A 26001-nucleotide genomic window follows, 5' to 3' on the forward strand; every position below is an offset into this window, starting at 1 on the left:
AACGATCAAAAAACTGGATCGACGATCAATCCGAGGGCTATAGTCCCGCCCATGCATGCCAAGCTCCAACGCCGACAGGCGCTCACCGATGCCCGCCGTTCGCTCGTGCTCGATGCCGCCCGCGCGGTCTTCCTGGAGGCCGGCATCGAGGGGGCGAGCGTCCGCGAAATCGCCAGGAGGGCGGGCTACACCCCGGGCGCGATCTATTCGTACTTCGAGAGCAAGGAGGCGATCTACGCGGCCCTGCTCGACGAGTCGATCCAGCGGCTGCAGGCTGCGGTGGCCGAGGCCCCGGTGTCGCAGGACGGCCCCGGCCAGGCGCTCGCCGCGAGAGCCCAGGCGTGGTTCGACTTCTACGCCGCGAATCCGCGCGAACTGGACCTGGGCTTCTATCTGGTGCAGGGCATGCGACCGCGCGGCCTGACCAGCGAGCTCGACCACGAGCTGAACGATCATCTCTACCAGGCCCTGCGTCCCTGCGAGGACGCACTGCAGGAGCTGGGGCTCGACGCGGACGCTGCCCTGCGCGAGAACACCGCGCTGTTCGCCCATGGCGTCGGGCTGCTGCTGATGCAGCACACGGGGCGCATCCGCATGTTCAGGCAGTCGGCCGATGCGTTGTTCAAGGCCTATGTGGCGCAACTGGTGCAGCGCGTCGATGGCGGCACGCGTCAACCCGGTCTTTTCGGTGGTACGGTTCAGCCCGATTCAACCGATTCCTGAAAGAAACTGTTCATGCTGCTCGACGTCTCGCAATCCCAACTCGTCCTGGTCGACTACCAGGAGCGCCTGATGCCGGCGATCTTCGAGGGAGAAGCGGTCGCGCAGAACGCCGTGCGGCTCGGCAAGATGGCGAAGCTGCTGCAGGTGCCGGCGTGGGGCACCGAGCACAACCCCTCGAAGCTGGGTCAGAACCTGCCCGACATCCGCGCGCAGTGCCAGCGCACCCTGTCGAAGATGCATTTCAGCGGCGTGGAGGAGGGCCTGGGCGAGTGGTTGCGCGTGCCGGCCAAGGCGCCGCAGGGCAATGCGCGGAGCCTGCCCAAGCATCTGCAGAAGCCACAGGCGGCCGCAGAGGAGCGCAACAGCATCGTCATCGCCGGCTGCGAAGCCCATGTCTGCCTGCTGCAGACGGCGCTCGACCTGCTGGAAGACGAGTTCGAGGTCTGGGTCGTCACCGACGCCTGCAGCTCGCGCACCGAGCGCAACCGCGATGCTGCCTTCGACCGGCTGGCCGGTGCCGGCGCCGAACTCGTGACGACCGAGATGGTCGGCTTCGAGTGGCTGCGCACGGCGGAGCATCCCGCGTTTCCTGAAGTGCTCTCGCTCATCCGGTAACCGGGGCAGCGGAGGAAAGCCGGGTTGCCCCGGCTGTCAGCTTGCTGCAAGATCGGTCTCCATAATTATGAATTCAGTTTTGGCGCCGCAGCCGGAACGGAACGAATAACAGGAGACAAACCGAGATGAGCCGCTATGAAGAGTTCTACCGTCAATCCGTCGACGCGCCCGAGGCCTTCTGGGCCGAGCAGGCGAAGCTGATCGACTGGCAGACGCCCGCCCAGCAGATCCTCGACGCCAGTCAGCCGCCGTTCGCGCGCTGGTTCGTGGGCGGCACGACAAATCTGTGCCACAACGCCGTCGACCGGCACCTGGCGGCGCGGGGCGACCAGCCGGCGCTGGTCTTCGTTTCCACCGAAACGGGCGTCGAGAAGAGCTACAGCTTCGCCGAGCTGCACGCCGAAGTGCAGCGCACGGCCGCCAGCCTCGTCGAGCTTGGGGTGGGCAAGGGCGACCGCGTGCTCATCTACATGCCGATGATTCCGGAAGCCGCCTTCGCGATGCTGGCCTGTGCGCGCATCGGCGCCATCCACTGCGTGGTGTTCGGCGGCTTCGCCAGCGGCTCGCTGGCCACGCGCATCGAGGATGCCGAGCCCAAGGTGATCGTGAGCGCCGATGCCGGCTCGCGCGGCAACAAGGTCATCGCATACAAGCCGCTGCTCGACGAGGCGATCCGGCTGTCGAAGCACAAGCCCTCGGCCGTGCTGCTTACCGACCGCGGCCTCGCGCCGATGGACCTGACGCCCGGCCGCGACCATCTGGCCGCCGAGCTGCGCCGCAAGCACCTCGACGCCAAGGTGCCCTGCGCCTGGCTCGCCTCAACCGACATCAGCTACACCATCTACACGAGCGGCACCACCGGCAAGCCCAAGGGCGTGCAGCGCGACGTGGGCGGCTACGCGGTCGCGCTGGCTGCGAGCATGAAGCACATCTTCGACGGCCGCCCTGGGGAAACCTATTTCTCCACCAGCGACATCGGCTGGGTGGTGGGCCACAGCTACATCGTCTACGGCCCGCTGATCGCCGGCATGGCGACCATCATGTACGAGGGCCTGCCCACGCAGGGCATCGACCGGGAGCCCGACGGCGGCATCTGGTGGCGCCTCGTCGAGAAATACAAGGTGACGGTGATGTTCAGCGCGCCCACGGCGGTGCGCGTGCTGAAGAAGCAGGACCCGGCGCTGCTGAAGAAGTACGACCTGTCGACCCTGCGCGCACTGTTCCTGGCCGGCGAGCCGCTGGACGAACCCACCGCCCGCTGGATCAGCGAGGGCCTGGGCGTGCCGATCATCGACAACTACTGGCAGACCGAGTCGGGCTGGCCGATGATCACCATCGCCAACGGCGTTGAGGCCAGGGCCAGCAAGTTCGGCAGCCCCGGCGTGCCGATGTACGGCTATCGCATCAAGATATTGCACGAGTCGACCGGCGAGGAGCTCACCGGCGCGAACGAGAAGGGAGTGGTCGTGGTCGAGGGGCCGACCCCGCCGGGCTTCATGCAGACGGTGTGGAAGGATGACGCGCGCTTCGTCAACACCTACTGGAAGAGCGTGCCCGGCAAGATGGTCTATTCGACCTTCGACTGGGGCATCCGCGACGAGGACGGCTATTTCTACATCCTCGGGCGCACCGACGACGTGATCAACGTGGCGGGCCACCGCCTCGGCACCCGCGAGATCGAGGAAAGCATCTCGGGCCATCCCAACGTGGCCGAGGTGGCGGTGGTCGGCGTGGCCGACGCGCTGAAAGGGCAGGTCGCGATGGCCTTCGTGGTGCCGAAGGACGGCAAGGCCGTGACCGATGCCGACGCGGCCCTCAGGCTCGAGGGCGAGATCATGAAAGTGGTGGCCGACCAGCTCGGCGCCCTGGCGCGGCCGGCCCGCGTGCGCTTCGTCTCCGGCCTGCCGAAGACCCGCAGCGGCAAGCTGTTGCGCCGGGCCATCCAGGCCGTCTGCGAGCAGCGCGACCCGGGCGACCTGACCACCATCGACGACCCCACCACCCTGCAGCAGATCAAACAGTTACTCGCTTCCGCCTGAATGAGCGGCGAATGAGCAACAGGAGGGGTTGCGAAGCCCGGTTGGACCGTCATATGGTTGACGTGGCACAATGCCAAGGTACTCAGGCCCTTCCCCAGCCACAGTCGCATCCGCCAATCGGTTCAGCCGTGTCGCGGAAGGTTTCTTAAACCAGCTAGTGCTTCCCTCAGGGAAGCGAAGGTCAGCGGATCATGAGCGATTCCTCTACGCCCTCGGCGTATACCGCCTATCAAGGCAACACGTACCTCTTCGGCGGCAACGCCCCCTATGTCGAGGAGATGTACGAGAACTACCTCTCCAACCCCGGCAGCGTGCCCGACAACTGGCGTTCGTACTTCGACGCGCTGCAGAACGTCCCCGCCGCCGACGGCACCAACACCCGCGACGTCCCCCACCTGCCGGTCATCAACGCCTTCGCCGAACTGGCGAAGCAGGGCACGACCAAGGTCGTGCAGGCCAGCGGCGCCGACTCCGAACTCGGCCGCAAGCGCACGGCAGTCCAGCAGCTGATCGCCGCCTACCGCAACGTCGGCGCCCGCTGGGCCGACCTCGACCCGCTCAAGCGCGCGGAGCGCCCCTCCATTCCTGAACTCGAGCCCTCGTTCTACGGCTTCGCCGACGCGGACCTCGAGACGGTGTTCAACACCAGCAACACGTTCTTCGGCAAGGACACCATGTCCTTGCGCGATCTGCTGAACGCGCTGCGCGAAACGTACTGCGGCACCATCGGCGCCGAGTACATGTACACCACCGACCAGAACCACAAGCGCTGGTGGCAGCAGAAGCTCGAGAGCGCCCGCACCAATCCCAAGCTGAACGCCGACCAGAAGAAGCGCGTTCTCGACCGCCTGACCGCGGCCGAAGGCCTGGAGCGCTTCCTCCACACCAAGTACGTCGGCCAGAAGCGCTTCTCGCTCGAAGGCGGCGAGAGCTTCATCGTCGCGATGGACGAGCTCATCAACCGCGCCGGCGAGAAGGGCGTGCAGGAAATCGTGATCGGCATGGCCCACCGCGGCCGCCTGAACGTGCTGGTGAACTCGCTGGGCAAGATGCCCGCCGACCTGTTCGCCGAGTTCGACCACACGGCTCCCGAAGAGCTGCCCAGCGGCGACGTGAAGTACCACCAGGGCTTCAGCTCCGACGTCAGCACCCCTGGCGGCCCGGTGCACCTGTCGCTGGCCTTCAACCCCTCCCACCTCGAAATCGTGAACCCGGTCGTCGAAGGTTCGGTGCGCGCGCGCATGGACCGTCGCGGCGACAAGGAAGGCGACTCGGTGCTGCCGGTGCTCGTGCACGGCGACGCGGCCTTCGCCGGCCAGGGCGTGGTCATGGAAACGCTGGCGCTGGCCGAAACCCGCGGCTACTACACCGGCGGCACGGTCCACATCGTCATCAACAACCAGATCGGCTTCACCACCAGCGACCCGCGCGACAGCCGCTCGACGCTGTACTGCACGGACATCGTGAAGATGATCGACGCGCCGGTGCTGCACGTGAACGGCGACGATCCCGAAGCCGTGGTGCTGTGCATGCAGCTCGCGCTGGAGTTCCGCCAGGAATTCAACAAGGACGTGGTCATCGACATCGTCTGCTACCGCAAGCTGGGCCACAACGAGCAGGACACCCCCTCGCTCACCCAGCCGCTGATGTACAAGAAGATCGCCCAGCACCCCGGCACCCGCCGTCTGTACGCCGACAAGCTGGCTGCGCAAGGCATGGGCGACACGCTCGGCGACGACATGGTCAAGGCCTACCGCGCCGCCATGGACGCGGGCAAGCACACCATCGACCCGGTGCTGACCAACTTCAAGAGCAAGTACGCTGTCGACTGGAGCCCCTTCCTCAACAAGAAGTGGACCGACGCCGGCGACACCGCCATCCCCACGACCGAGTGGAAGCGCCTGGCCGAGAAGATCACCACCGTGCCGCAAGGCTTCACCGTGCACCCGCTGGTGAAGAAGGTGCTGGACGACCGCGCGGCCATGGGCCGTGGCGACGTCAACGTCGACTGGGGCATGGGCGAGCACATGGCCTTCGCCTCGCTGGTGGCCAGCGGCTACCCGGTGCGCCTGTCGGGCGAGGACTCGGGCCGCGGCACCTTCACGCACCGTCACGCGGTGCTGCACGACCAGAACCGCGAGAAGTTCGACGAAGGCACCTACGTGCCGCTGCAGAACGTGGCCGACAACCAGGCTCCGTTCGTCGTCATCGACTCCATCCTCTCGGAAGAAGCGGTGCTGGCCTTCGAATACGGCTACGCCTCGAACGACCCCAACACCCTGGTGATCTGGGAAGCGCAGTTCGGCGACTTCGTCAACGGCGCCCAGGTCGTGATCGACCAGTTCATCGCCTCGGGCGAAGTGAAGTGGGGCCGCGTCAACGGCATCACCATGATGCTGCCGCACGGCTACGAAGGCCAGGGCCCCGAGCACAGCTCGGCACGCCTGGAGCGCTTCATGCAGCTGGCCGCCGACGCCAACATGCAGATCGTGCAGCCGACCACGGCCAGCCAGATCTTCCACGTGCTGCGTCGCCAGATGGTGCGCAACCTGCGCAAGCCGCTGATCATCATGACGCCGAAGTCGCTGCTGCGTAACAAGGACGCGACCTCGCCGCTGTCCGAGTTCATCAAGGGCGGCTTCCAGACCGTGATCCCCGACAGCCGCGACCTGAAGGCCGAGAAGGTCAAGCGCCTGATCGCCTGCTCGGGCAAGGTCTATTACGACCTGGCCAAGAAGCGCGAGGAGAAGGAAGCCGACGACGTCGCGATCATCCGCGTCGAGCAGCTCTATCCGTTCCCGCACAAGGCATTCGCCGCCGAGATCAAGAAGTACCCGAATCTCGTCGACGTGGTCTGGTGCCAGGACGAGCCGCAGAACCAGGGCGCCTGGTTCTTCGTGCAGCACTACATCCACGAAAACATGCAGGAAGGCCAGAAGCTCGGCTACTCCGGCCGTGCCGCCTCGGCATCGCCGGCGGTGGGCTACTCGCACCTGCACCAGGAACAGCAGAAGGCGCTCGTCGATGGCGCGTTCGGCAAGCTCAAGGGCTTCGTGCTGACCAAGTAATCCAGTCCTCTTTCACACGAACACCCTGAAGAACAAATCGGAGCCCACTCCAAATGTCTATCGTTGAAGTCAAAGTCCCCCAGCTTTCCGAATCCGTGGCCGAGGCCACCATGCTCACGTGGAAGAAGAAGGCCGGCGAAGCCGTCGCCGTCGATGAAATCCTGATCGAGATCGAGACCGACAAGGTCGTGCTCGAAGTGCCCGCTCCCTCGGCCGGCGTGCTGGCCGAAATCGTCCAGCCCGACGGCGCCACCGTGGTTGCCGACCAGCTGATCGCCAAGATCGACACCGAAGGCAAGGCCGGCGCGGCCGCTCCGGCAGCGGCGCCCGCCGCCGCGGCGCCGGCGCCTGCTGCAGCTCCGGCCGCAGCCGCTGCCGCCGCCACCGGCGGCTCGAAGGCCGACGTGGCCATGCCCGCCGCCGCCAAGCTGCTGGCCGACAACAACCTGAAGACCGGCGACGTGGCCGGCACCGGCAAGGACGGCCGCGTCACCAAGGGTGACGTGCTCGCCGCCGTTGCCTCGGGCGCCAAGCCCGCCGCACCCGCAGCCACCATCGCCGCGCCGGCTGCCAAGCCCGCGCTGCCGCAGGTCGCCGCTCCGACGAGCGCGCCCGACCTGGGCGAGCGCCCCGAGCAGCGCGTGCCGATGAGCCGCCTGCGCGCCCGCATCGCCGAGCGCCTGCTGCAGTCGCAGTCGACCAACGCCATCCTGACGACCTTCAACGAAGTGAACATGGCGCCCGTCATGGAGCTGCGCAAGCGCTTCCAGGACAACTTCACCAAGGAACACGGCGTGAAGCTCGGCTTCATGTCCTTCTTCGTGAAGGCGGCAGTGCACGCACTCAAGAAGTACCCGGTGCTCAACGCCTCGGTCGACGGCAACGACATCCTGTACCACGGCTACTTCGACATCGGCATCGCCGTCGGTTCGCCGCGCGGCCTGGTGGTGCCGATTCTGCGCAATGCCGACCAGATGAGCTTCGCCGACATCGAGAAGAAGATCGCCGAGTACGGCAAGAAGGCCCAGGAAGGCAAGCTCGGCATCGAAGAGATGACCGGCGGCACCTTCTCCATCTCCAACGGCGGCACCTTCGGCTCGATGCTCTCGACCCCGATCATCAACCCGCCCCAGTCGGCCATCCTCGGCGTGCACGCCACGAAGGACCGCGCAGTGGTCGAGAACGGCCAGATCGTGATCCGCCCGATGAACTACCTGGCGATGAGCTACGACCACCGCATCATCGATGGCCGCGAAGCCGTGCTGGGTCTGGTCGCCATGAAGGAAGCGCTGGAAGATCCGTCGCGCCTGCTGTTTGATATCTGACCCACCCCCGTTGCTTGCTCACTTCGTGTAGCCGCCTCCCCCCTCGAGGGGGCGCACCCGGCGGCCCGGCAAAGCCGGTTCCGCGGGTGCCCCGAACAGGCCTGCGCTTCGCGCGGCCCTGATCGGAGGCGGTACACAGGATTACGAAAGAACCCTATGTCCAAACAATTTGACGTGATCGTCATCGGCGGTGGCCCCGGCGGCTACATCGCGGCCATCCGCGCTGCGCAACTCGGCTTCAACGTCGCCTGTATCGACGAGTGGAAGAACGGCAAGGGCGGCCCCGCACCGGGCGGCACCTGCACCAACGTCGGCTGCATTCCTTCCAAGGCGCTGCTGCAATCGTCGGAGCACTTCGAGCAGGCCGGCCATCACTTCGCCGACCACGGCATCAAGGTCGAAGGCCTGGGCCTCGACGTCGAGAAGATGCTGGCCCGCAAGGACCAGGTCGTGAAGCAGAACAACGACGGCATCCTGTACCTGTTCAAGAAGAACAAGATCGCCTTCTTCCATGGCCGCGGCTCGTTCGTGAAGACGGACGCAGGCGGCTACGAGATCAAGGTGGCCGGCGCCGCCGAAGAGTCGATCGTCGGCAAGCACATCATCCTGGCCACGGGCTCCAACGCTCGCGCGCTGCCGGGCGCGCCCTTCGACGAGGAGAACATCCTCTCGAACGACGGCGCGCTGCGCATCGGCGCGGTGCCGAAGAAGCTGGGCCTGATCGGCTCGGGCGTCATCGGCCTCGAAATGGGCTCGGTGTGGCGTCGCCTCGGCGCGGAAGTCACGGTGCTCGAAGCGCTGCCGACCTTCCTCGGCGCGGTGGACGAGCAGATCGCCAAGGAAGCCAAGAAGGCCTTCGACAAGCAGAAGCTCAAGATCGAGCTCGGCGTGAAGGTCGGCGAGATCAAGTCGTCGAAGAAGGGCGTGAGCGTTGCCTGGACCAACGCCAAGGGCGAAGCCCAGACGCTGGAAGTCGACAAGCTGATCGTGTCGATCGGCCGCGTGCCCAACACCATCGGCCTGAACGCCGAAGCCGTGGGCCTGAAGCTCGACGAGCGCGGCGCCATCGCCGTGGACGACGAGTGCAAGACCAACCTGCCCAACGTGTGGGCCATCGGCGACGTGGTGCGTGGCCCGATGCTGGCGCACAAGGCCGAGGAAGAGGGCGTTGCCGTTGCCGAGCGCATTGCCGGCCAGCATGGCCACGTCAACTTCAACACGATCCCGTGGGTGATCTACACCAGCCCCGAGATCGCGTGGGTGGGCCAGACCGAGCAGCAGCTCAAGGCCTCGGGCCGTGCCTACAAGGCCGGCACCTTCCCGTTCCTCGCGAACGGCCGCGCACGCGCGCTGGGCGACACGACCGGCATGGTCAAGTTCCTGGCCGACGCCGCGACCGACGAGATCCTGGGCGTGCACATCGTGGGCCCGCAGGCCAGCGAGCTGATCTCCGAAGCCGTCGTGGCGATGGAGTTCAAGGCCAGCGCCGAGGACATCGCGCGCATCTGCCACGCGCACCCGTCGCTGTCGGAAGCCACGAAGGAAGCGGCACTCGCCGTGGACAAGCGCACGCTGAACTTCTGATCTCACCGATCTTTTGACCAGCGTCAAACAGGCCTACGAGGCGGAACTCGCTGCGCGCGGGTTCAAGAGCGATCCCGCGCAGCTGCGCGCCGTGGAGGCGCTGGATCGCTGCGCCACCGAATGGGCCGCGTACAAGGCCCAGCGCTCGAATGCGCTGAAGAAGTTCATCAACAGGCCGGAGCTTCCGCGCGGCGTCTACATGTATGGCGGCGTCGGGCGGGGCAAGAGCTTCCTGATGGACCTGTTCTTCAACGCCGTGCCGCTGCGGCGCAAGACGCGCCTGCACTTCCACGAGTTCATGCGCGAGGTGCACCGTGAGCTGCGCGAGCTGCAGGGCACGGTCAACCCGCTCGACGAGCTCGGGTTGCGTATCTCGAAGCGCTACAAGCTGATCTGCTTCGACGAGTTCCACGTCGCGGACATCACCGACGCGATGATTCTTCATCGGCTGCTGGTGTCGCTGTTCGACAACGGCGTGGGCTTCGTGACCACCTCGAACTTCAAGCCCGACGACCTGTATCCCGGCGGACTGCACCGTGACCGCATCCTGCCCGCCATCGAGCTGCTGAACGAGAAGCTCGAGGTGCTGAGCGTGGACAACGGCACCGACTACCGGCGCCGCACGCTGGAGCAGCTGCGCATGTACCTCACGCCCAACGACGCGGCGGCCGAGAAGGAGATGCGCAAGGCCTTCGACAAGCTGGCCGAGACGGCCGACGAAAGCCCGATCCTGCACATCGAGCAGCGTGAGATTCGCGCGCTGCGCAAGGCCGGCGGCGTGGTCTGGTTCGACTTCAAGACGCTGTGCGGCGGTCCGCGCTCGCAGAACGACTACCTCGAGATCGCGAGCCAGTTCCACACCGTGCTGCTGTCCGACGTGCCGCACATGCCGGTGCGCATGGCCTCGGAAGCACGCCGTTTCACATGGCTGGTCGACGTCTTGTACGACCGGCGATGCAAGCTCATCATGTCGGCTGAGGTTCCGCCCGAGGCGTTGTACACCGAAGGACCGCTGTCGCACGAGTTCCCGCGCACGGTTTCCCGGCTCACCGAAATGCAATCGAGCGAGTTCCTTGCCCTGGAACGCCGCATCGTCGACACCCGACTCACATGAAGAAAACCGCTCTTGCCCTGCTCATGGCGTTGGCCAGCCTGCCGCTGTGGGCTCAGTCCAACGCCGCGGCGGGCAACGCCGATCTCGAGGCCGAGAAGCGCCGGCTTTCCGGCGAACGCGAAGTCATCGAGAAGCGCTACGCCGAGGAGCGGGCAGCCTGCTACAAGAAGTTCGCGGTGGAAGATTGCCTGCGCGAGAGCCGCGGCCGGCATCGCAAGGACACCGACAACATCAAGCGGCAGGAAACGGCCATCAACGATATCCAGCGCCAGCGCAGCGGCGCGGCCGAACTGCAGAAGCTCGACCAGAAGGCGGGCACGCAGCGCTCGGTGGATACGCCCGAGAAGCAGCAGCAGTCGACACAGAACCAGAAGGATCGCGAGCAGCGTGCAGCAGACCACGCTGCCAGCCGCGCCGCCACGGCGGCCGAGGCTGCCGAACGCGAGCGCCAGTTCCAGTCCAAGCAGCAGGCGCATGCCGACGAGCAGGCCAAGGCCGCCCAGCGCCGGGCGGAGGCGCCCGAGGCGGTCAAGCGTTTCGAGGAAAAGCAGAAGCGCGCGGCGGAACACCGCGCCGCCCGGGAGCGGCAGAACGCCAACCGAGACAAGCCGCGCGGAGCCCCGCTGCCACCGCCGCCGGCCGAGCCTGCGAAGCCCTGAACCTGCGCCTTGCGTTCAGCCGGGTGTCGCCGGCAGCGGATCGAGCTTCAGCACGGCGATCGAGATGTTGTCGCCGGTGCCCCGCGCACGGCGGCGCGCTTCGCCCACCAGGATCTCGACCGCATCGCGCGGCGGTTGCGCATAAAGCACGCTCGCCAGCTCTTCGGGGCTGAAGTAGTGCCAGAGTCCGTCGCTGCAGGCCATCAGCAGGTCGCCGTGGGCCAGTTTCGGGATGTAGTAAGGGTCGATGGGCGGCGGCGTGGTCTTCATGCCCAGGCAGCCGAGCAGGATGTTGCCCTGCGGGTGGATGTTGGCCTCGGCCTCGGTGATCTGGCCGCGGTCGATGAGCACCTGCACGTACGAGTGGTCGCGCGTGCGCTTGACGAGCTCCCCATCGTGGAAGTGATAGATGCGCGAGTCGCCGGCATGGATCCAGGCGCAGTCGCCCTTGGGATTCATCAGGAAGGCGGCGATCGTGCTGTGCGGCTCCTGTTCGCTGGAGACGGCGGTGAGCTTGATGACAGTGTGCGAGTCTTCGAGGATCTGCCGCAGCACGACTTCGGGGTCGTCCTTGCCGGGCTGGTAGCGGCCGAAGAGCTGACGGGCCGTCATGAGCACCTGATCGGAGGCCTTGCGCCCGCCGCTGCGCCCACCCATGCCGTCGGCCACGACGCCCAGCACGCAGCCGGGCACGCGGGGATGGCTCATCAGCAGCACCTGGTCCTGCTGGTACGGGCGGTCCCCCTTGTGGAGGCCGGTGGCCGCAGCGAGTCGAAAGCCTTGGGTCATGAAGCAATGTGCGCCTGAGGCGCGTGTTCCTGTCTTCTCGGAGATTCGTGTCAGGACGTATTATCGAATGAACATGCGCCGCGGAAACCACGCGTGCGCCCCCCCACCGTTGGACTCCAATCTTCACTCCCTTTCCCGCCAGCTGATCGAACTGCGCATCGAGCATGCCGATCTCGACGCCACCATCGACCGGCTGGCCGAAGGCTCGCCCCAGGACGAGCTCCTGCTGCGCCGCCTGAAAAAGCGCCGTCTCGCGCTGCGCGACCAGATCGCCCGCCTCGAGAACATCCTCGATCCGAAAGAGCCGGCGTGACGGGGGCGCTCGAAGACAAGGTGCGCGACGCCTTCGCGCAGGACGGCGCACTGTCGCGCGCCGCGGAGCAGTTCCGCGAACGCACCGGCCAGACCGAGATGGCGATGGCCGTGGCCCGCACCATCGACCAGGGCGGGGTGCTGGTGGTCGAGGCGGGCACGGGCGTGGGCAAGACCTTCTCGTATCTCGTGCCGGCGCTGCTCAGCGGCGAGCGCGTGCTGTTGTCGACCGCCACCAAGACGCTGCAGGACCAGCTGTTCGGCCGCGACCTGCCGCGCCTCGTGGAGGCGTTCGGCCTGCCGGTGCGCACCGCGCTGCTCAAGGGGCGCGCGAGCTATCTCTGCCTGCACCGGCTCGACATGGCGCGCCACGACGCCTCCTTGCCGGAGCGCGGCAGCCTGCGCACCCTCGCCAAGATCGAGCAGTGGTCGAAGGCGACGCGCACGGGCGACCTGGCCGAGCTGCCCGGGCTCGACGAGCGCTCGCCGCTGATCCCGCTGATCACATCCACGCGCGAGAACTGCCTGGGCGCCCAATGCCCGCAGTTCAAGCCCTGCCACGTCAACCTGGCGCGGCGCGAGGCGCTGGCGGCGGACATCGTCGTCATCAACCACCATCTTTTCTTCGCCGATCTCGCGGTGCGCGAGACCGGCATGGCCGAGCTGCTGCCGACGGTGAGCGTGGTGGTGTTCGACGAGGCCCACCAGCTCAACGAGACCGGCGTACAGTTCCTGGGTGCGCAGCTCGGCAGCGGGCAGGCGCTCGATTTCGCGCGGGACATGCTGGCCGCGGGCCTGCAGCATGCGCGTGGCCTGGTCGACTGGCAGCAGCTGGTCTCCACGGCCGAGCGGGCCGCGCGTGAGCTGCGGCTGGTGGTCGGCAAGCAGTGGCCGGGCGCCAAGCTGCGCTGGCTGGGTGCTGCGCCCGAGGGTGTCGACCCCGCCGCATGGCAGCGCGCGCTGGACGATCTGCTGCAGGCCTTCGAGATGGCCGCGGAGGGGCTCGCCACCGTCAGCGAGATATCGCCCGATTTCGTGCGACTGCACGAGCGGGCGCGCCAGCTCGCCAGGCGCACTGCGCGCTTCGCCTTGCCGTGCGAGGTCGACTCCGTACGCTGGGTGGATGTGGGATCGCAATTGCGGCTCATCGAGTCCCCGCTGGACATCGCCGACGCAATGCGCAAGCGGGTGCTCAAGATCGCGGACGAGGCCGATGACGCAGATTCGGCCGATACCGACGATGAAGAGCTGGATGCCTACGGGGAGCGCCCGGCACGCGAGAGCGGCGAGCGACTGGACAGCGGCCGTGCCTGGGTCTTCACCTCAGCCACCCTGGGCGACGAGCCAACGCTGCGCTGGTTCACCGAGCCCTGCGGCTTGCAGGACGCGGAGGTACTGCGGGTGCAGAGCCCGTTCGACTACGCCTCGCAGGCCGCCCTCTACGTGCCGCGCGCGTTTCCCAAGCCCAACGACCCGTCGCACAGCCAGCGCGTTGCCCAGCTGGCCGCACGCGGTGCGACCGAGCTCGGCGGCCGCACGCTGGTGCTGACCACCACGCTGCGCGCGCTGCGAACCATCGGCGACGAGATGAGGCAGCAGTTCGAGCTGCTCGATGCCCAGGTGCGGCCCGACGTGCTCGTGCAGGGCGAACTGCCCAAGCGGGTGCTGATGGATCGCTTCCGCGAAGGGGCGAGCGCCGGCCGGGCCGGCTGCGTGCTGGTGGCGTCGGCCTCGTTCTGGGAGGGCTTCGACGCGCCGGGCGACGTGCTGCAGCTGGTGGTGATCGACAAGCTGCCGTTTCCGCCGCCCAACGATCCGCTGGTGGAGGCGCGCTCGCAGCGCCTGGAGGCGCAGGGCCGGAGTTCTTTCGCCGACTATTCGCTGCCGGAAGCGGCGGTGGCTCTCAAGCAGGGGGCAGGGCGGTTGATTCGCCGGGAGACCGACAGCGGCGTGCTGGCGATCTGCGATACGCGGCTGGTGGCAATGGGCTATGGCCGCCGGTTGCTGGCGGCCCTGCCGCCGATGCGGCGGCTGGAGAGCGAGTCGGATTTCGACGCGGCGCTGGATGCGCTCAGGACCTAGCTGCCGATTTAAACCGGCGGAGCAGTTGCTGTTCCGCCGGGGCTGCTCTTACCAGAGCTTCCACCAAGGGTCGTCCTTGCCCTTGAAGCCGTTCGCGAGGTAAGTGCTCTGCGGGTAGTTGGTGGTCAGCACGCGCTGGGCGTCGTCCCGCAGGTCCTTCATGCCGAGCGCGTCGTACGACTTGACCATGATGTACAGGGCTTCCTCGAGCGCCGGCACTTCGCGGTAGTCGGCCAATGCGACCTGGGCCCGGTTGATGGCCGCCAGGTAGGCGCCGCGCGAGTAGTAGTAGCGGGCCACGTGAACTTCATACTGCGCGAGCGAGTTCACGATGTAGTTCATGCGCTGGCGGGCGTCGGGGGCATAGCGCGAATCGGGGAAGCGCGTGACGAGGTCCTTGAACGACTCGAACGATTCCTTGGCCGCCTTCTGGTCGCGTTCCGACAGGTCCTGGCGCGTCATGAACGCGAACATGCCGAGGTCGTCGTTGAAGTTGATCACGCCCCGCAGGTAGAGCGCGTAATCGAGGGCCGGGCTCGCCGGATGCAGCTTCATGAAGCGGTCGATGGTGGCGATGGCTGCAGCCTTTTCGCCGGACTTGTGCTGGGCGTAGGCCTTTTCCAGCTGCGCCTGCTGTGCCAGCGGCGTGCCGGCGGCGCGGCCTTCGAGCTTCTCGTAGAGCGGAATGGCCTTGTCGTAGGCGCCGGATCCGGCCTCGTCCTTGGCTTCCGAATAGATGCGGTTGGGGCTCCAGGTAGCGGTCTTGTCGACGGTGGAGGTCGACGAGCAGCCTGCTGCCAGCAGAGCCGCCGCGCTGAGCGCGATCCAGGCGGGGACCGATAATTTGGCGCGAAACATCACATACGGCTTTCGTGAAACAGTTGCCCTCAATTATATCGACCGACCCTTTGGGCAATATCCCCGAGAGCGTGGAGGTGGCCGAGCACGAAGAAGGCGCGGATCCCATCGAGCCCAGCGAGCGGCGGCCTTTCGTCATCGATCAGGCCCACCACGGCCAGCGGCTCGATCGCGCGCTTGCCGCGCTGGTCCCCGAGTTTTCCCGGAGCTACCTGCAGCAGCTGATCGAGGCCGGCGCGGTCGAGTTGCAGGGGCGCACGCTCACCAAGGCGTCGGCTGCGGTGAAGGCGGGGCAGTCCGGCCACATCGAGCTGCGCCCCACGCCCCAGAGCCAGGCCTTCCGGCCCGAGGCGATGGACATCGTCACCGTGTATGAGGACGAGCACCTGCGCATCGTCGACAAGCCGGCCGGCCTCGTGGTGCACCCGGCGCCGGGGCACTGGAGCGGCACGCTGCTGAACGGCCTGCTGGCGCTCGATCCGAAGGCCGTGCTGCTGCCGCGCGCCGGCATCGTGCATCGGCTCGACCGCGATACCAGCGGATTGATGGTGGTGGCGCGCACGCGCGCGGCCATGGACGCGATGGTGGCGCTGATCGCCGCGCGCGAGGTGAAGCGGCAATACCTCGCCATCGGCCACCGGCAGTGGGAGGGCGCCGCCGCGCGCCATGTCGATGCCCCCATCGGCCGCGATCCGCGCAACCGGCTGCGCATGGCCGTGGTCGATCTCGAGAGGAATGCGGGCAAGACGGCGCGTACGCTGATCGAGCGGCTCGACAGCAACGCCGAGGGCTGCGCGGTGCGCTGCACCCTCGAAACCGGGCGCACCCACCAGATCCGCGTGCACATGGCGTCCATCGGCCATCCCCTGGTGGGAGATTCGCTCTACGGCGGCGCGCCGGCTGCGGGGCTGTCGCGGCAGGCATTGCATGCATTCAGGCTGGCCTTCGTGCATCCCGTCACGCAGGAGGTGCTGGAGTTCCGTTCGCCGTTGCCGGCGGACCTCATCCAGGCTTTGCAGTCCTGGGGGCTGGATTACAATCGCGCCTGACGGCCCGAGGGCCGCGCCGGTCGCCCGAGACCGGCCTTGCGTTGCATTTGCCGCGTGCCTGCAGCGCCTACTCCTTCCATCCATCTGAACAAAGCGCCCCCAGGCGCCTTTTCCCGGATAACGCGAACCATGAATACGGCGGATGCCAAGCGCATTCTCGAAACCGCCTTGATCTGTTCGAGCCAGCCGTTGCCGGTGCGCGATATGCGCGTGCTGTTCGACGACGAGCTGGGTGCGGACACCATCAAGGCGCTGCTGCTCGAACTGCAGGAAGACTGGGCGCAACGTGGCCTGGAGCTGGTGAGCGTCGGCAGCGGCTGGCGCTTCCAGAGCCGCCCGGAGATGCGCGACCACCTCGATCGCCTGCACCCCGAAAAGCCGCCGCGCTACACGCGCGCCGCGCTCGAGACGCTGGCCATCATTGCCTACCGCCAGCCCGCCACGCGCGGCGACATGGAAGACATCCGCGGCGTGACGATCAACTCGCTGATCCTCAAGCAGCTGGAGGACCGCGGCTGGGTCGAGGTCATCGGCCACCGCGAAACGGTCGGCCGGCCGGCGCTCTATGCGACCACGCGCCAATTCCTCGACGATCTGGGCCTGGCTTCGCTCGACCAGTTGCCGCTGATCGAGACGCCTGCACAGCAGGCTGCGCTCGTCGACGCGCTCGAGCAGGCCTCGGGCGAGCAGCAGGGGCTGCCGATCGACGCTGCTCCGGAGACCGGGGCACTCGCCGAAGGCGATGCCGACGTATCCGGAATGGCGGAGCTGGAGCTTTCTTCGGCCGCTGATGTGCCTCCAGGGCCGGATGCCGAGATTGCTGCCGCGCAGCAAGGCGAGGGCGTCGAGGCAGAAGCTCTCGCAGTGTCGGAAGCGCCGGCGCAGGAGCCCGACATCGTCGATAGCGCCGAGATCGCCCCCGAAGTCGCCGAACCGGCGGAAGCGATCGAAGCCGCCCAGGCGCAGTTCATCGAGAACGAAGCAGGCGCCGAATCCACCCCCATCGAGCCAGAACAAGAACCCGCGTCAGAACCCGATGCCCCGTCCGAGGACGAGGCCGACCCTCACGCTCCCTCTCCCGGAAAAACCTCATGAGCACAACCGACACCGAAGACGCAGCGATGCTGCCGGTCGAGCCCGAAGTCAAGAAGAAGAAAAGGGCGACCACGGCCAAGAAGGCTGCGGTTGATGCTATTGAAACGGTAGCGCCGCCCGAACCCGAGGCGCCCAAGAAGCCGCGTGCACCCCGCAAGAAGAAGGTGGTGGAGCAGGCTGCCGTGGAAGGCGAAGCGTTGGCCGCGCCAACTGCGGAGGCAACTCCGGAAGTGACTGAGCCGCAGGCCGTTGCGGCCGCCGTCGAGCAGGAAGCTCCTGTTGCTGCTGCAGAGGCGGCTATTGACCCGGCGCCTGTCGAGGCTGCCGCCGATACGCCCCGGCCTGCGCAGGCGGAACGCCTCGAAGACCGCGACGACGAAGACCAGGACGACGACGAAGAAGAGCCCGACGAGGAAGAAGACGACCTCGACCGCGCTCGCCGCGCCGCCGAGCGCGAGCAGCGCAACGCGCCGCCGCCCGAGCCGATCCGCTTCGCGGACGTCATCTCGGGCCAGTTCGATGCCGACGAGGAAAGCCCCGAAGTCCCGCCGCTCAAGCGCGTGCTTCTGCCCGAGGCCGATTCGCCCAAGCTGCACAAGGTGCTGGCGCAGGCCGGTCTCGGTTCGCGGCTCGAAATGGAGCAGCTGATTCTCCAGGGGCGCATTTCCGTCAACAACGAGCCGGCCCACATCGGCCAGCGCATCCAGTACGGCGACCAGGTCAAGATCAACGGCAAGCCGATCCGCTACCGCATCGCCCCTCCGCCGCCGCGCGTGATCGCGTATCACAAGCCGGTGGGCGAGGTGGTCACGCACGACGACCCGCAGAACCGTCCGACCGTGTTCCGCAAGCTGCCGCGCCTGCAGCAGGGCAAGTGGCAGTCGGTCGGCCGTCTCGACCTGAACACCGAAGGCCTGCTGCTGTTCAGCAGCTCCGGCGACTTGGCCAACCAGCTCATGCACCCGCGCTTCGGCCTGGAGCGCGAGTACGCAGTGCGCGTGCTGGGCGCGCTCACCAGCGAGGAAAAGCAGAAGCTGCTCGATGGCGTGCGCCTCGACGACGGCATGGCCCAGTTCGGTGCCATCGAGGACGGTGGTGGCGAGGGCTCGAATTGCTGGTACCGGGTGACCATTTCCGAAGGCCGCAATCGCGAAGTGCGCCGCCTGTTCGAGTCGGTGGGCCATGCGGTCAGCCGGCTGATCCGCATCCGTTATGGCGCCATGGTGCTTCCGCGCGGCCTGAAGCGCGGTGCATGGATGGAACTCGACGATCGCGATATCCGGGCCCTGTTCCAGGCTTCGGGTGGTGCGGTCGCCCGGCCGGGCCAGCAGCAGCGTGGCCCGGGGCAGGAGGGCGGCGGCGGCAACGGTCGTGGCGGCCGTAACAAGAAGCGCCGTGGCAATCGCAATGGCGGTGGCGGCCAGCAGCAACCGCGCGACATGCGCGAGGCGCGTGAAGACGGCGGCCGCGAGGCACCGATCCCGAATCCGCTGGGCGACGGACGTCCGCCGCGCGGCGATCGGGGAGGGCGTTCCAACCGAGGTGGCGGCAATGGCGGCCAGCCTCAGGGCCAGGGGCGTCGTGGCAACGGCAACCGTCAAGGCGGCGGCAATCGCCAGGGCGATGACCGCCAGCCGGGAGGCGCCAACCAGCCCGATCCGATGAAGACCTCGCTGGGCTACATCGGCGCCGACAGCTTCTCGCGCCAGCGCAAGGAGCAACGCGGAGGCCAGCGCCGAGGCGGCGGTGGTGGTGGCGGCGGTGGCTTCGGTGGTCAGGGCGGCGGTCGTCGCCGCGGGCGCTGAAAGTCTGCCGTCGCAGCGCGGCCTTTCGCGGGGTTTTCACCGATCCGCAAGGCCGCGCCGGTTAAAATCAGAGGCTTTGTCGACATGTGACGAAACAAATTCGTTGCAGTTGTGACAAAACACTTCAAAATCAAAGCTCCAGGAAGCATTTCAATGGCTATCGAACGTACCCTTTCCATCATCAAGCCCGACGCAGTTGCCAAGAACGTCATCGGCAAGATCGTTTCCCGTTTTGAAGCTGCCGGCCTCAAGATCGTCGCCGCCAAGCTGGTGCACCTGTCGCGCAACGAAGCCGAACAGTTCTACGCCGTGCACAAGGAGCGTCCCTTCTTCAAGGACCTCGTCGAATTCATGATCTCGGGCCCCGTGTTCGTGCAAGTGCTCGAAGGCGAAAACGCCATCGCCAAGAACCGTGACCTGATGGGCGCCACCGACCCGAAGAAGGCAGCCGCCGGCACCATCCGCGCCGACTTCGCCGACAGCATCGACGCCAACGCCGTCCACGGCTCGGACGCTCCCGAAACCGCAGCGAACGAAGTCGCCTTCTTCTTCGCCGGCCTCAACGTCTACGCGCGCTGAAGCCCGCCTCTCGCCCGATTCCATGACCACGGCCAATCTGCTCGATTTCGATCTCGAGGGGTTGGCTGCGTTCTGCGAAAAACTCGGCGAGAAGAAATTCCGCGCCACGCAGCTGTTCCGCTGGATCCACCAGCGTGGCGCCAGCGACTTCACCCAGATGACAGATCTGGCGAAGTCGCTGCGCGAGAAACTCGCGACTACCGCTCGCGTCGAGGCCCTGCCGGTCATCACGCAGCACGAATCCAGGGACGGCACGATCAAGTGGCTGTTCGACGTCGGTGACGGCAATGCCGTCGAAGCCGTATTCATTCCCGAGGACGACCGCGGCACCTTGTGCGTGTCGTCCCAGGCCGGCTGTGCGGTCGGTTGCCGCTTCTGCTCCACGGGGCACCAGGGCTTCAGCCGCAACCTGAGCACGGGCGAGATCGTCGCCCAGCTCTGGTTTGCCGAACACTTCCTGCGCAAGCATCTCAAACGCGACGAACGCATCATCTCCAACGTGGTGATGATGGGCATGGGCGAGCCGCTGCAGAACTACTCGGCGCTGGTGCCCGCGCTGCGCACCATGCTCGACGACAACGCCTACGGGCTGTCGCGCCGCCGCGTGACGGTGTCGACCTCCGGCGTGGTGCCGATGATCGATCGCCTGGGTGCCGATTGCGCTGTGGCCATGGCCGTTTCGCTGCATGCGCCCAACGATGCGCTGCGCGACGACCTCGTACCGCTCAATCGCAAGTACCCGATCGCCGAGCTGATCGAGGCCTGCAAGCGCTACCTGGCGCATGCGCCGCGCGACTTCATCACCTTCGAGTACTGCATGCTCGACGGCGTGAACGATCAGCCCGAGCATGCACGCCAGCTCGTCGAGCTGGTGCGCAAGCACGACATCTCGTGCAAGTTCAACCTGATCCCGTTCAACCCGTTCCCGGCCTCGGGCCTGCTGCGCTCGCCGCAGCCGCGCGTGCTGGCGTTCGCCAGGGCGCTGAGCGAGGCAGGGCTCGTCACCACCGTGCGCAAGACGCGCGGCGACGACATCGATGCCGCCTGCGGCCAGCTCGCCGGCGACGTCAAGGATCGCACCCGCGCGGCCGAGCGCATGGCGCAGCGCCGTGCGGCGCAGGAGCGCCCCGTTGTTTTGCATCCGGTCCGCAAGACCGTCTCCCAGGAGCATTGAACCGATGAGCATGGCCATTTCGATGACGACCGCGAACGTGCAGCGGATGCTGACTGTGGGTTTCGCGGGCGTCGCCGTGTCGCTGCTGCTTGGGGGCTGCGTGAGCACGCGCACCACCACCACCAGCCTGGCCGACAACAGCAACTCGTCCAAGGGCACCGAGATCGTCACCGAGTCCGACGAGTCCAGCCGCCAGCGCCGCGCACGCCTGCGCATGGAGCTGGCCGCGGGCTATTTCGAGCACGGCCAGACCACCGTCGCGCTCGACGAGATCAAGCAGGCGCTGGCCGCCGACCCCAACAACGCCGACGCCTACAACCTGCGCGGCCTGGTCTACATGCGGCTCGACGACGCCGGCCTGGCCGAGGACAGCTTCCGCCGCGCCATCGCGATCAATCCGCGCGACCCGAACACGCGCCACAACTACGGCTGGCTGCTGTGCCAGCAGAACCGCTATGGCGACGCGGCCGCGCAGTTCAACGAGGCCCTGGCCGTGCCGACCTACGCCGACCGCGCCAAGACGCTCATGACGCAGGGCGTGTGTGAACTCAAGGCCGGCCAGCGCGACAAGGCCGAGCGCAGCCTCATGCAGGCCTACGAGATCGACGCCGGCAATCCGGTCGTCGGCTTCAACCTGGCTTCGGTGCTGGCGCAGCGCGAGGAATGGTCGCGCGCGCAGTTCTACATTCGCCGCGTCAACAACAGCGCCGCGGCCAGCGCCGAGACGCTCTGGCTCGGCATCAAGATCGAACGTAAGCTGAACAACCGCGAGGCAGTCGCGCAGTTGGGAGGCCAACTGCAACGACGCTTCCCCCAGTCGCGGGAGGCAACAGCGTACGAGCGCGGGAATTTCAATGACTGATCGGGTTTCGGAGTTCGGCACTTCCGCATCATTGCCACTGGAAGCTGGCGATATCGCGAACAAGACTGCCGGCGATCTGCTGCGCGAGGCGCGCGAGGCCCACGGCCTGCACATCGAAATGGTGGCCGCCGCGCTGAAGGTGCCGCCGCAGAAGCTCATGGCGCTCGAGGCGGACGACATCGGTTCGCTGCCCGACCCGGTCTTCGCCCGTGCACTGGCGAGCAGCGTCTGTCGCGCGCTGCGCATCGATCCGGCCCCCGTGCTTGCAAAGCTGCCGAGCACCCAGAAGGTTTCGCTGGCCGAAACCGATCGCACCCTCCGCACGAACATCAGTTCGGGCACGCCGCGCTGGAACGGTAACAGCCGCTCCAGCGGGTTGCCTTCGCGGCCGCTGCTGATCGTCGTGCTTCTGCTGCTGATCGGTGCGGGCGCGCTGTTCTGGCTGCCGCAATCGGTGTTCGACCAGCTCAGTGCTTCCGTGGCGCGGCTGACGGCGCGTGGCGATGCCGGTAGCGAATCTGCCCCCTCCAACGGGCCGGGCGTGGCCGCCGGTTCCGTGGCCGAGACCGTGCCCACGCATGCCGTGGCTCCCACCGGCCCGGTGGCCGGCGAAGCTCCGGCTGCTGCTCCTGCTCCCAATGCGCCCGTTGCTGCTGCCGCTGCTGCACCGGCTGTCGCGGCGCCCGCCGCCACGCCCGTGGCGGCAGCAGCATCGAGCAGCCAGCAGCTCGTCTTCGTGGCACGCGAGGAGTGCTGGATCACAGTGACCGAAGCCGGCGGCAAGCAACTGCTGCGCCGCAGCCTGCAAGCTGGCGAAACCGTGGGGCTCTCGGGCACGCTGCCGTTGTCCGTCGTGGTCGGCCGCGCCTCGAGCGTCGACGTGCAGGTGCGGGGCCAGCCCTTCGACCTGAAGCCCTTCACCAAGGGCGGTGGCGTGGCGCGTTTCGAGGTGAAGTCATGACCTCCGGCAACTGCACTCCCGTTCCCATCGAGGCCGCTGCTCCCAAGCCGCGCCGTTCGCGCCAGACCAGCGTGGTCTGGGGTCCGCGCGTGGTCACGGTGGGCGGTGACGCCCCGGTGCGCGTGCAGTCCATGACCAACACCGACACCGTAGACGCCATCGGCACGGCGATCCAGGTGAAGGAGCTGGCACAGGCCGGCTCCGAGATGGTCCGCATCACGGTCAACACGCCAGAGGCTGCGGCACAGGTGCCCTACATCCGCGAGCAGCTCGACCGCATGGGCATCGACGTGCCGCTGGTGGGCGACTTCCACTACAACGGCCATCGCCTGCTGACCGAGTATCCGGCCTGCGCCGAAGCGCTGAGCAAGTACCGCATCAACCCCGGCAACGTGGGCAAGGGCGACAAGAGGGACAAGCAGTTCGGCCAGATGATCGACGCGGCCATGCGCTGGAACAAGCCCGTGCGCATCGGCGTCAACTGGGGCAGCCTCGACCAGGAGCTGCTCGCCAGCCTGATGGACACCAACAGCCAGCGCGCCGAGCCCTGGGACGCCAAGCAGGTGATGTACGAGGCGCTGATCACCTCGGCCATCGAGTCCGCGAAGCTGGCCGAGTCGATGGGCATGGCCGGCAACCAGATCATCCTGTCGTGCAAGGTGAGCGGCGTGCAGGACCTGATTTCGGTCTACCGCGAGCTGGCCCGCCGCTGCGACTATCCGCTGCACCTGGGCCTCACCGAGGCCGGCATGGGCACCAAGGGCACGGTGGCGTCGGCCACGGCGCTGTCGATCCTGCTGCAGGAGGGCATCGGCGACACCATTCGCGTGTCGCTCACGCCGCAGCCGGGCGAATCGCGCACGCAGGAGGTGGTGATCGCCTCCGAGATCCTGCAGGCGCTGGGCCTGCGCGTGTTCGTGCCGAGTGTCACGGCCTGTCCGGGCTGCGGCCGCACCACCAGCACCACCTTCCAGGAACTGGCCAAGCAGATCGACGACTACCTGCGCATGCAGATGCCGGTCTGGCGCAAGAAATATCCGGGCGTCGAGACGCTGAAGGTGGCCGTCATGGGCTGCATCGTCAACGGCCCCGGCGAGAGCAAGCATGCCGACATCGGCATCAGCCTGCCCGGCACCGGCGAGGCGCCCGCGGCGCCCGTCTTCATCGACGGCGAAAAGGCCCTCACGCTGCGCGGCGACAATATCGCCAACGAGTTTCACCAGCTCGTGGAAACCTACATCGAAAAGCGCTTCGGCGGCGAACACCACGCTGTCGCGGCCTGACATCTCCGCAGACTCATGGCTGAAAAACTGAATGCCGTCAAAGGCATGAACGACATATTGCCGCCCGAATCGGCGCGCTGGGAGTGGCTCGAGGCCACCGTGCGCGACCTGATGGGGCGCTATGCGTACCGCAATGTCCGCACGCCGATCCTGGAGCACACGGCACTGTTCGTGCGCGGCATCGGCGAGGTGACGGACATCGTCGAGAAGGAGATGTACTCCTTCCAGGACCGCTCCGACAAGTACGGCGACAACGACCACCTGACCCTGCGCCCCGAGAACACGGCGGGCCTCGTGCGTGCCGTGATCGAGCACAACATGCTCTACGACGGCGGCAAGCGCCTCTGGTACACGGGCCCGATGTTCCGCCGCGAGAAGCCGCAGCGCGGGCGCTTCCGCCAGTTCCACCAGATCGGCGCCGAGGCACTGGGCTTTGCCGGCCCCGACGTCGATGCCGAGCTGATCCTGCTGGCCAGTGCGCTCTGGAAGACCATCGGCCTGACCGATGTCCGCCTCGAACTCAACAGCCTGGGGCAGCCGGCCGAGCGCGCCCTGCATCGCGCCCAGCTCATCGCCCACTTCGAGAAGAACGCCGACAAGCTCGACGAAGACGGCAAGCGCCGCCTGCACAGCAATCCGCTGCGCATCCTCGACACGAAGAACCCGGCAATGAAGGAAGTGGTCGAGTCGGCGCCTAAGCTGATCGACTTTCTCGGCGCGGAGTCGCTGGCTCACTTCGAGGGGCTGCAGGCCATCCTGAAGGCCAACGACATCGCGTTCACCATCAATCCGCGCCTCGTGCGCGGGCTGGATTACTACAACCTCACGGTCTTCGAGTTCGTCACCGATCGTCTCGGCTCGCAGGGCACCGTGTGCGCGGGTGGCCGCTACGACGACCTGATCGCGCAGATCGGCGGCAAGCCCGCTCCGGCCGTGGGCTGGGCGATGGGCGTCGAGCGCGTGCTGGACCTGATGAAAGAGCAGGGCACCGACATCCCGCTGCCGACCCCGGACGTCTACGCTGTCGTGTCCGATGCCGCCGCCATGCCGGTGGTGCTGCGCACGCTGCAGCAGTTGCGCGATGCCGGCGTGCGCGTGCAGATGCACGCCGCGACGGTCGATGGCCTCGGCAGCTTCAAGTCGCAGTTCAAGCGAGCCGACAACAGCGGCGCCACCTACGCCCTGATCTTCGGCGCAGATGAACTCGCACGCGGCGAAGTGACTCTCAAGGCGCTGCGCGACGGAAGCGGCGCGCAGACCGCCCGGTCTCTTGCCGAGGTGGCCACCTGGGCCGCCACCCTACAATCGCCGGCTCCCAATACCTGACAGCGCATGGCAACCCATCTCGACCTCGAAGAACAGGAACAGCTCGACCAGCTCAAGCATTTCTGGAATACCTACGGCACCCTGATCACCTCGATCGTGCTGCTCGTCGCCGGCGCCTTCGTGGCCTGGAACGGCTGGCAATGGTATGGCCGCAACAAGGCGGCACAAGCCTCGTCGCTCTACGACGAAATCGAGAGGACGGCGCAGGCGGGCGACCCGGCGCGCATCGCGCTCGTGCTCGACGACATGAAGAAGCGCTTCGCGGGCACTACCTATGCGCAGCAGGCCGGCCTGCTGGTCGCCAGGACGCTGTACGAGAAGGGCAATGCCGCGGGTTCGCGCACCGAGCTCGAGTGGGTCGCGCAGAACGCCATCGACCCCGGCTACAAGGCTGTCGCGAGGCTGCGCCTGGCGGCCGAGCTGCTCGACGGAAAGTCGTATGACGATGCCTTGAAGCAGCTCGACGGCAGCGTGCCCAAGGAATTCGAACCGCTGGTGGCCGATCGCAAGGGCGACATCTACCTGGCCCAGGGCAAGCGCACCGAGGCGCAGGCCGAATACCGCAAGGCTTGGACCGGCCTCGGCCCGACTTCGGACTACCGCCGCCTGATCGAGATCAAGCTCAACGCGGTCGGCGTTGACCCCAAGAGCCTGGCGCCTGTCGTCACCGTCACTCCCGCAGCACCCAAAACTCCCTGA

General features: G+C 67.0%; 22 protein-coding genes. 20 read left to right on the forward strand and 2 right to left on the reverse strand.

The features are described 5' to 3' along the window. The first annotated feature begins 51 nt into the window (after positions 1-51). The 8 genes from ABL840_RS15115 (at position 52) to ABL840_RS15150 (ending at position 11127) form a co-directional block, all read left to right on the forward strand. Positions 52-723 carry a TetR/AcrR family transcriptional regulator gene (locus ABL840_RS15115; RefSeq protein WP_093304896.1) on the forward strand — a complete coding sequence of 224 codons (672 nt, stop codon included), beginning with the start codon at positions 52-54 and terminating at the stop codon, positions 721-723. A gap of 12 nt (positions 724-735) precedes the next feature. Continuing rightward, positions 736-1338: an isochorismatase family protein gene (locus ABL840_RS15120; RefSeq protein WP_093304894.1), complete on the forward strand. Its 603-nt coding sequence runs from the start codon at positions 736-738 to the stop codon at positions 1336-1338. A gap of 125 nt (positions 1339-1463) precedes the next feature. After that, positions 1464-3377 (forward strand): propionate--CoA ligase, encoded by a 1914-nt coding sequence (locus ABL840_RS15125; protein ID WP_093304892.1) that lies wholly within the window; start codon positions 1464-1466, stop codon positions 3375-3377. 191 nt (positions 3378-3568) lie between these two features. Then, positions 3569-6445, forward strand: coding sequence for a 2-oxoglutarate dehydrogenase E1 component (locus tag ABL840_RS15130; protein ID WP_093201603.1), 2877 nt, complete (start codon positions 3569-3571; stop codon positions 6443-6445). A 53-nt stretch (positions 6446-6498) separates the two neighbouring features. Continuing rightward, on the forward strand, positions 6499-7770 hold the full coding sequence (odhB, locus tag ABL840_RS15135; RefSeq protein ID WP_093201601.1) for a 2-oxoglutarate dehydrogenase complex dihydrolipoyllysine-residue succinyltransferase: 1272 nt from the start codon (positions 6499-6501) through the stop codon (positions 7768-7770). 156 nt (positions 7771-7926) lie between these two features. Continuing rightward, positions 7927-9354 (forward strand): dihydrolipoyl dehydrogenase, encoded by a 1428-nt coding sequence (gene lpdA / locus ABL840_RS15140; protein WP_093201598.1) that lies wholly within the window; start codon positions 7927-7929, stop codon positions 9352-9354. A gap of 13 nt (positions 9355-9367) precedes the next feature. After that, positions 9368-10468, forward strand: a complete 1101-nt coding sequence (gene zapE, locus ABL840_RS15145; protein WP_093201595.1) for a cell division protein ZapE — start codon at positions 9368-9370, stop codon at positions 10466-10468. Next, positions 10465-11127, forward strand: coding sequence for a hypothetical protein (locus ABL840_RS15150; protein ID WP_093201593.1), 663 nt, complete (start codon positions 10465-10467; stop codon positions 11125-11127). Before zapE ends, ABL840_RS15150 begins: the two co-directional genes overlap by 4 nt. Before the next feature lie 15 nt (positions 11128-11142). On the opposite strand, the gene ABL840_RS15155 is transcribed toward ABL840_RS15150, so the two are convergent. After that, complete coding sequence (locus ABL840_RS15155) at positions 11143-11916, reverse strand: PP2C family protein-serine/threonine phosphatase (protein WP_093201590.1); 774 nt, start codon at positions 11914-11916, stop codon at positions 11143-11145. 109 nt (positions 11917-12025) lie between these two features. Here ABL840_RS15155 and ABL840_RS15160 point away from each other — a divergent pair, with 109 nt between their 5' ends. Continuing rightward, the gene (locus tag ABL840_RS15160) at positions 12026-12229 is read left to right on the forward strand and encodes a YdcH family protein (RefSeq protein ID WP_093201587.1); all 204 of its coding nucleotides are present in this window, start codon (positions 12026-12028) and stop codon (positions 12227-12229) included. Further along, the gene (locus ABL840_RS15165) at positions 12226-14310 is read left to right on the forward strand and encodes an ATP-dependent DNA helicase (protein WP_093304890.1); all 2085 of its coding nucleotides are present in this window, start codon (positions 12226-12228) and stop codon (positions 14308-14310) included. Before ABL840_RS15160 ends, ABL840_RS15165 begins: the two co-directional genes overlap by 4 nt. A gap of 48 nt (positions 14311-14358) precedes the next feature. Here the strand turns inward: ABL840_RS15165 and ABL840_RS15170 are convergent, their stop codons facing one another. Then, positions 14359-15168, reverse strand: a complete 810-nt coding sequence (locus tag ABL840_RS15170; RefSeq protein ID WP_093201582.1) for an outer membrane protein assembly factor BamD — start codon at positions 15166-15168, stop codon at positions 14359-14361. 50 nt (positions 15169-15218) lie between these two features. Here ABL840_RS15170 and ABL840_RS15175 point away from each other — a divergent pair, with 50 nt between their 5' ends. The 10 genes from ABL840_RS15175 to ABL840_RS15220 all read left to right on the forward strand — a co-directional run bounded on the left by ABL840_RS15175 (position 15219) and on the right by ABL840_RS15220 (position 26001). Beyond that, complete coding sequence (locus tag ABL840_RS15175) at positions 15219-16217, forward strand: RluA family pseudouridine synthase (protein ID WP_418116283.1); 999 nt, start codon at positions 15219-15221, stop codon at positions 16215-16217. Between the two features lie 129 nt (positions 16218-16346). Next, entirely contained in the window at positions 16347-17312 is a 966-nt protein-coding gene (gene scpB / locus ABL840_RS15180) for an SMC-Scp complex subunit ScpB (protein WP_093304888.1), read from the forward strand. After that, positions 17309-19117 (forward strand): pseudouridine synthase, encoded by a 1809-nt coding sequence (locus ABL840_RS15185; RefSeq protein ID WP_093304886.1) that lies wholly within the window; start codon positions 17309-17311, stop codon positions 19115-19117. The genes scpB and ABL840_RS15185 overlap by 4 nt, the downstream gene beginning before the upstream one ends. A 153-nt stretch (positions 19118-19270) precedes the next feature. After that, the gene (gene ndk, locus ABL840_RS15190) at positions 19271-19696 is read left to right on the forward strand and encodes a nucleoside-diphosphate kinase (RefSeq protein ID WP_019653122.1); all 426 of its coding nucleotides are present in this window, start codon (positions 19271-19273) and stop codon (positions 19694-19696) included. Between the two features lie 22 nt (positions 19697-19718). After that, on the forward strand, positions 19719-20870 hold the full coding sequence (rlmN, locus tag ABL840_RS15195; RefSeq protein ID WP_093304884.1) for a 23S rRNA (adenine(2503)-C(2))-methyltransferase RlmN: 1152 nt from the start codon (positions 19719-19721) through the stop codon (positions 20868-20870). Positions 20871-20874: 4 nt separating this feature from the next. Further along, complete coding sequence (gene pilW / locus ABL840_RS15200; RefSeq protein ID WP_093201572.1) at positions 20875-21732, forward strand: type IV pilus biogenesis/stability protein PilW; 858 nt, start codon at positions 20875-20877, stop codon at positions 21730-21732. Next, positions 21725-22693 carry a helix-turn-helix domain-containing protein gene (locus ABL840_RS15205; RefSeq protein ID WP_093304882.1) on the forward strand — a complete coding sequence of 323 codons (969 nt, stop codon included), beginning with the start codon at positions 21725-21727 and terminating at the stop codon, positions 22691-22693. Before pilW ends, ABL840_RS15205 begins: the two co-directional genes overlap by 8 nt. Further along, the gene (gene ispG / locus ABL840_RS15210) at positions 22690-23976 is read left to right on the forward strand and encodes a flavodoxin-dependent (E)-4-hydroxy-3-methylbut-2-enyl-diphosphate synthase (RefSeq protein ID WP_093304880.1); all 1287 of its coding nucleotides are present in this window, start codon (positions 22690-22692) and stop codon (positions 23974-23976) included. The genes ABL840_RS15205 and ispG overlap by 4 nt, the downstream gene beginning before the upstream one ends. A 15-nt stretch (positions 23977-23991) precedes the next feature. Then, the gene (hisS, locus tag ABL840_RS15215) at positions 23992-25302 is read left to right on the forward strand and encodes a histidine--tRNA ligase (RefSeq protein ID WP_093304878.1); all 1311 of its coding nucleotides are present in this window, start codon (positions 23992-23994) and stop codon (positions 25300-25302) included. A gap of 6 nt (positions 25303-25308) precedes the next feature. Beyond that, the gene (locus tag ABL840_RS15220; protein ID WP_093201561.1) at positions 25309-26001 is read left to right on the forward strand and encodes a YfgM family protein; all 693 of its coding nucleotides are present in this window, start codon (positions 25309-25311) and stop codon (positions 25999-26001) included.

The sequence above is a fragment of the Variovorax sp. NFACC27 genome, from assembly GCF_048301545.1.
In the GTDB taxonomy this organism is placed as follows: Bacteria; Pseudomonadota; Gammaproteobacteria; order Burkholderiales; family Burkholderiaceae_C; genus Variovorax; species Variovorax gossypii.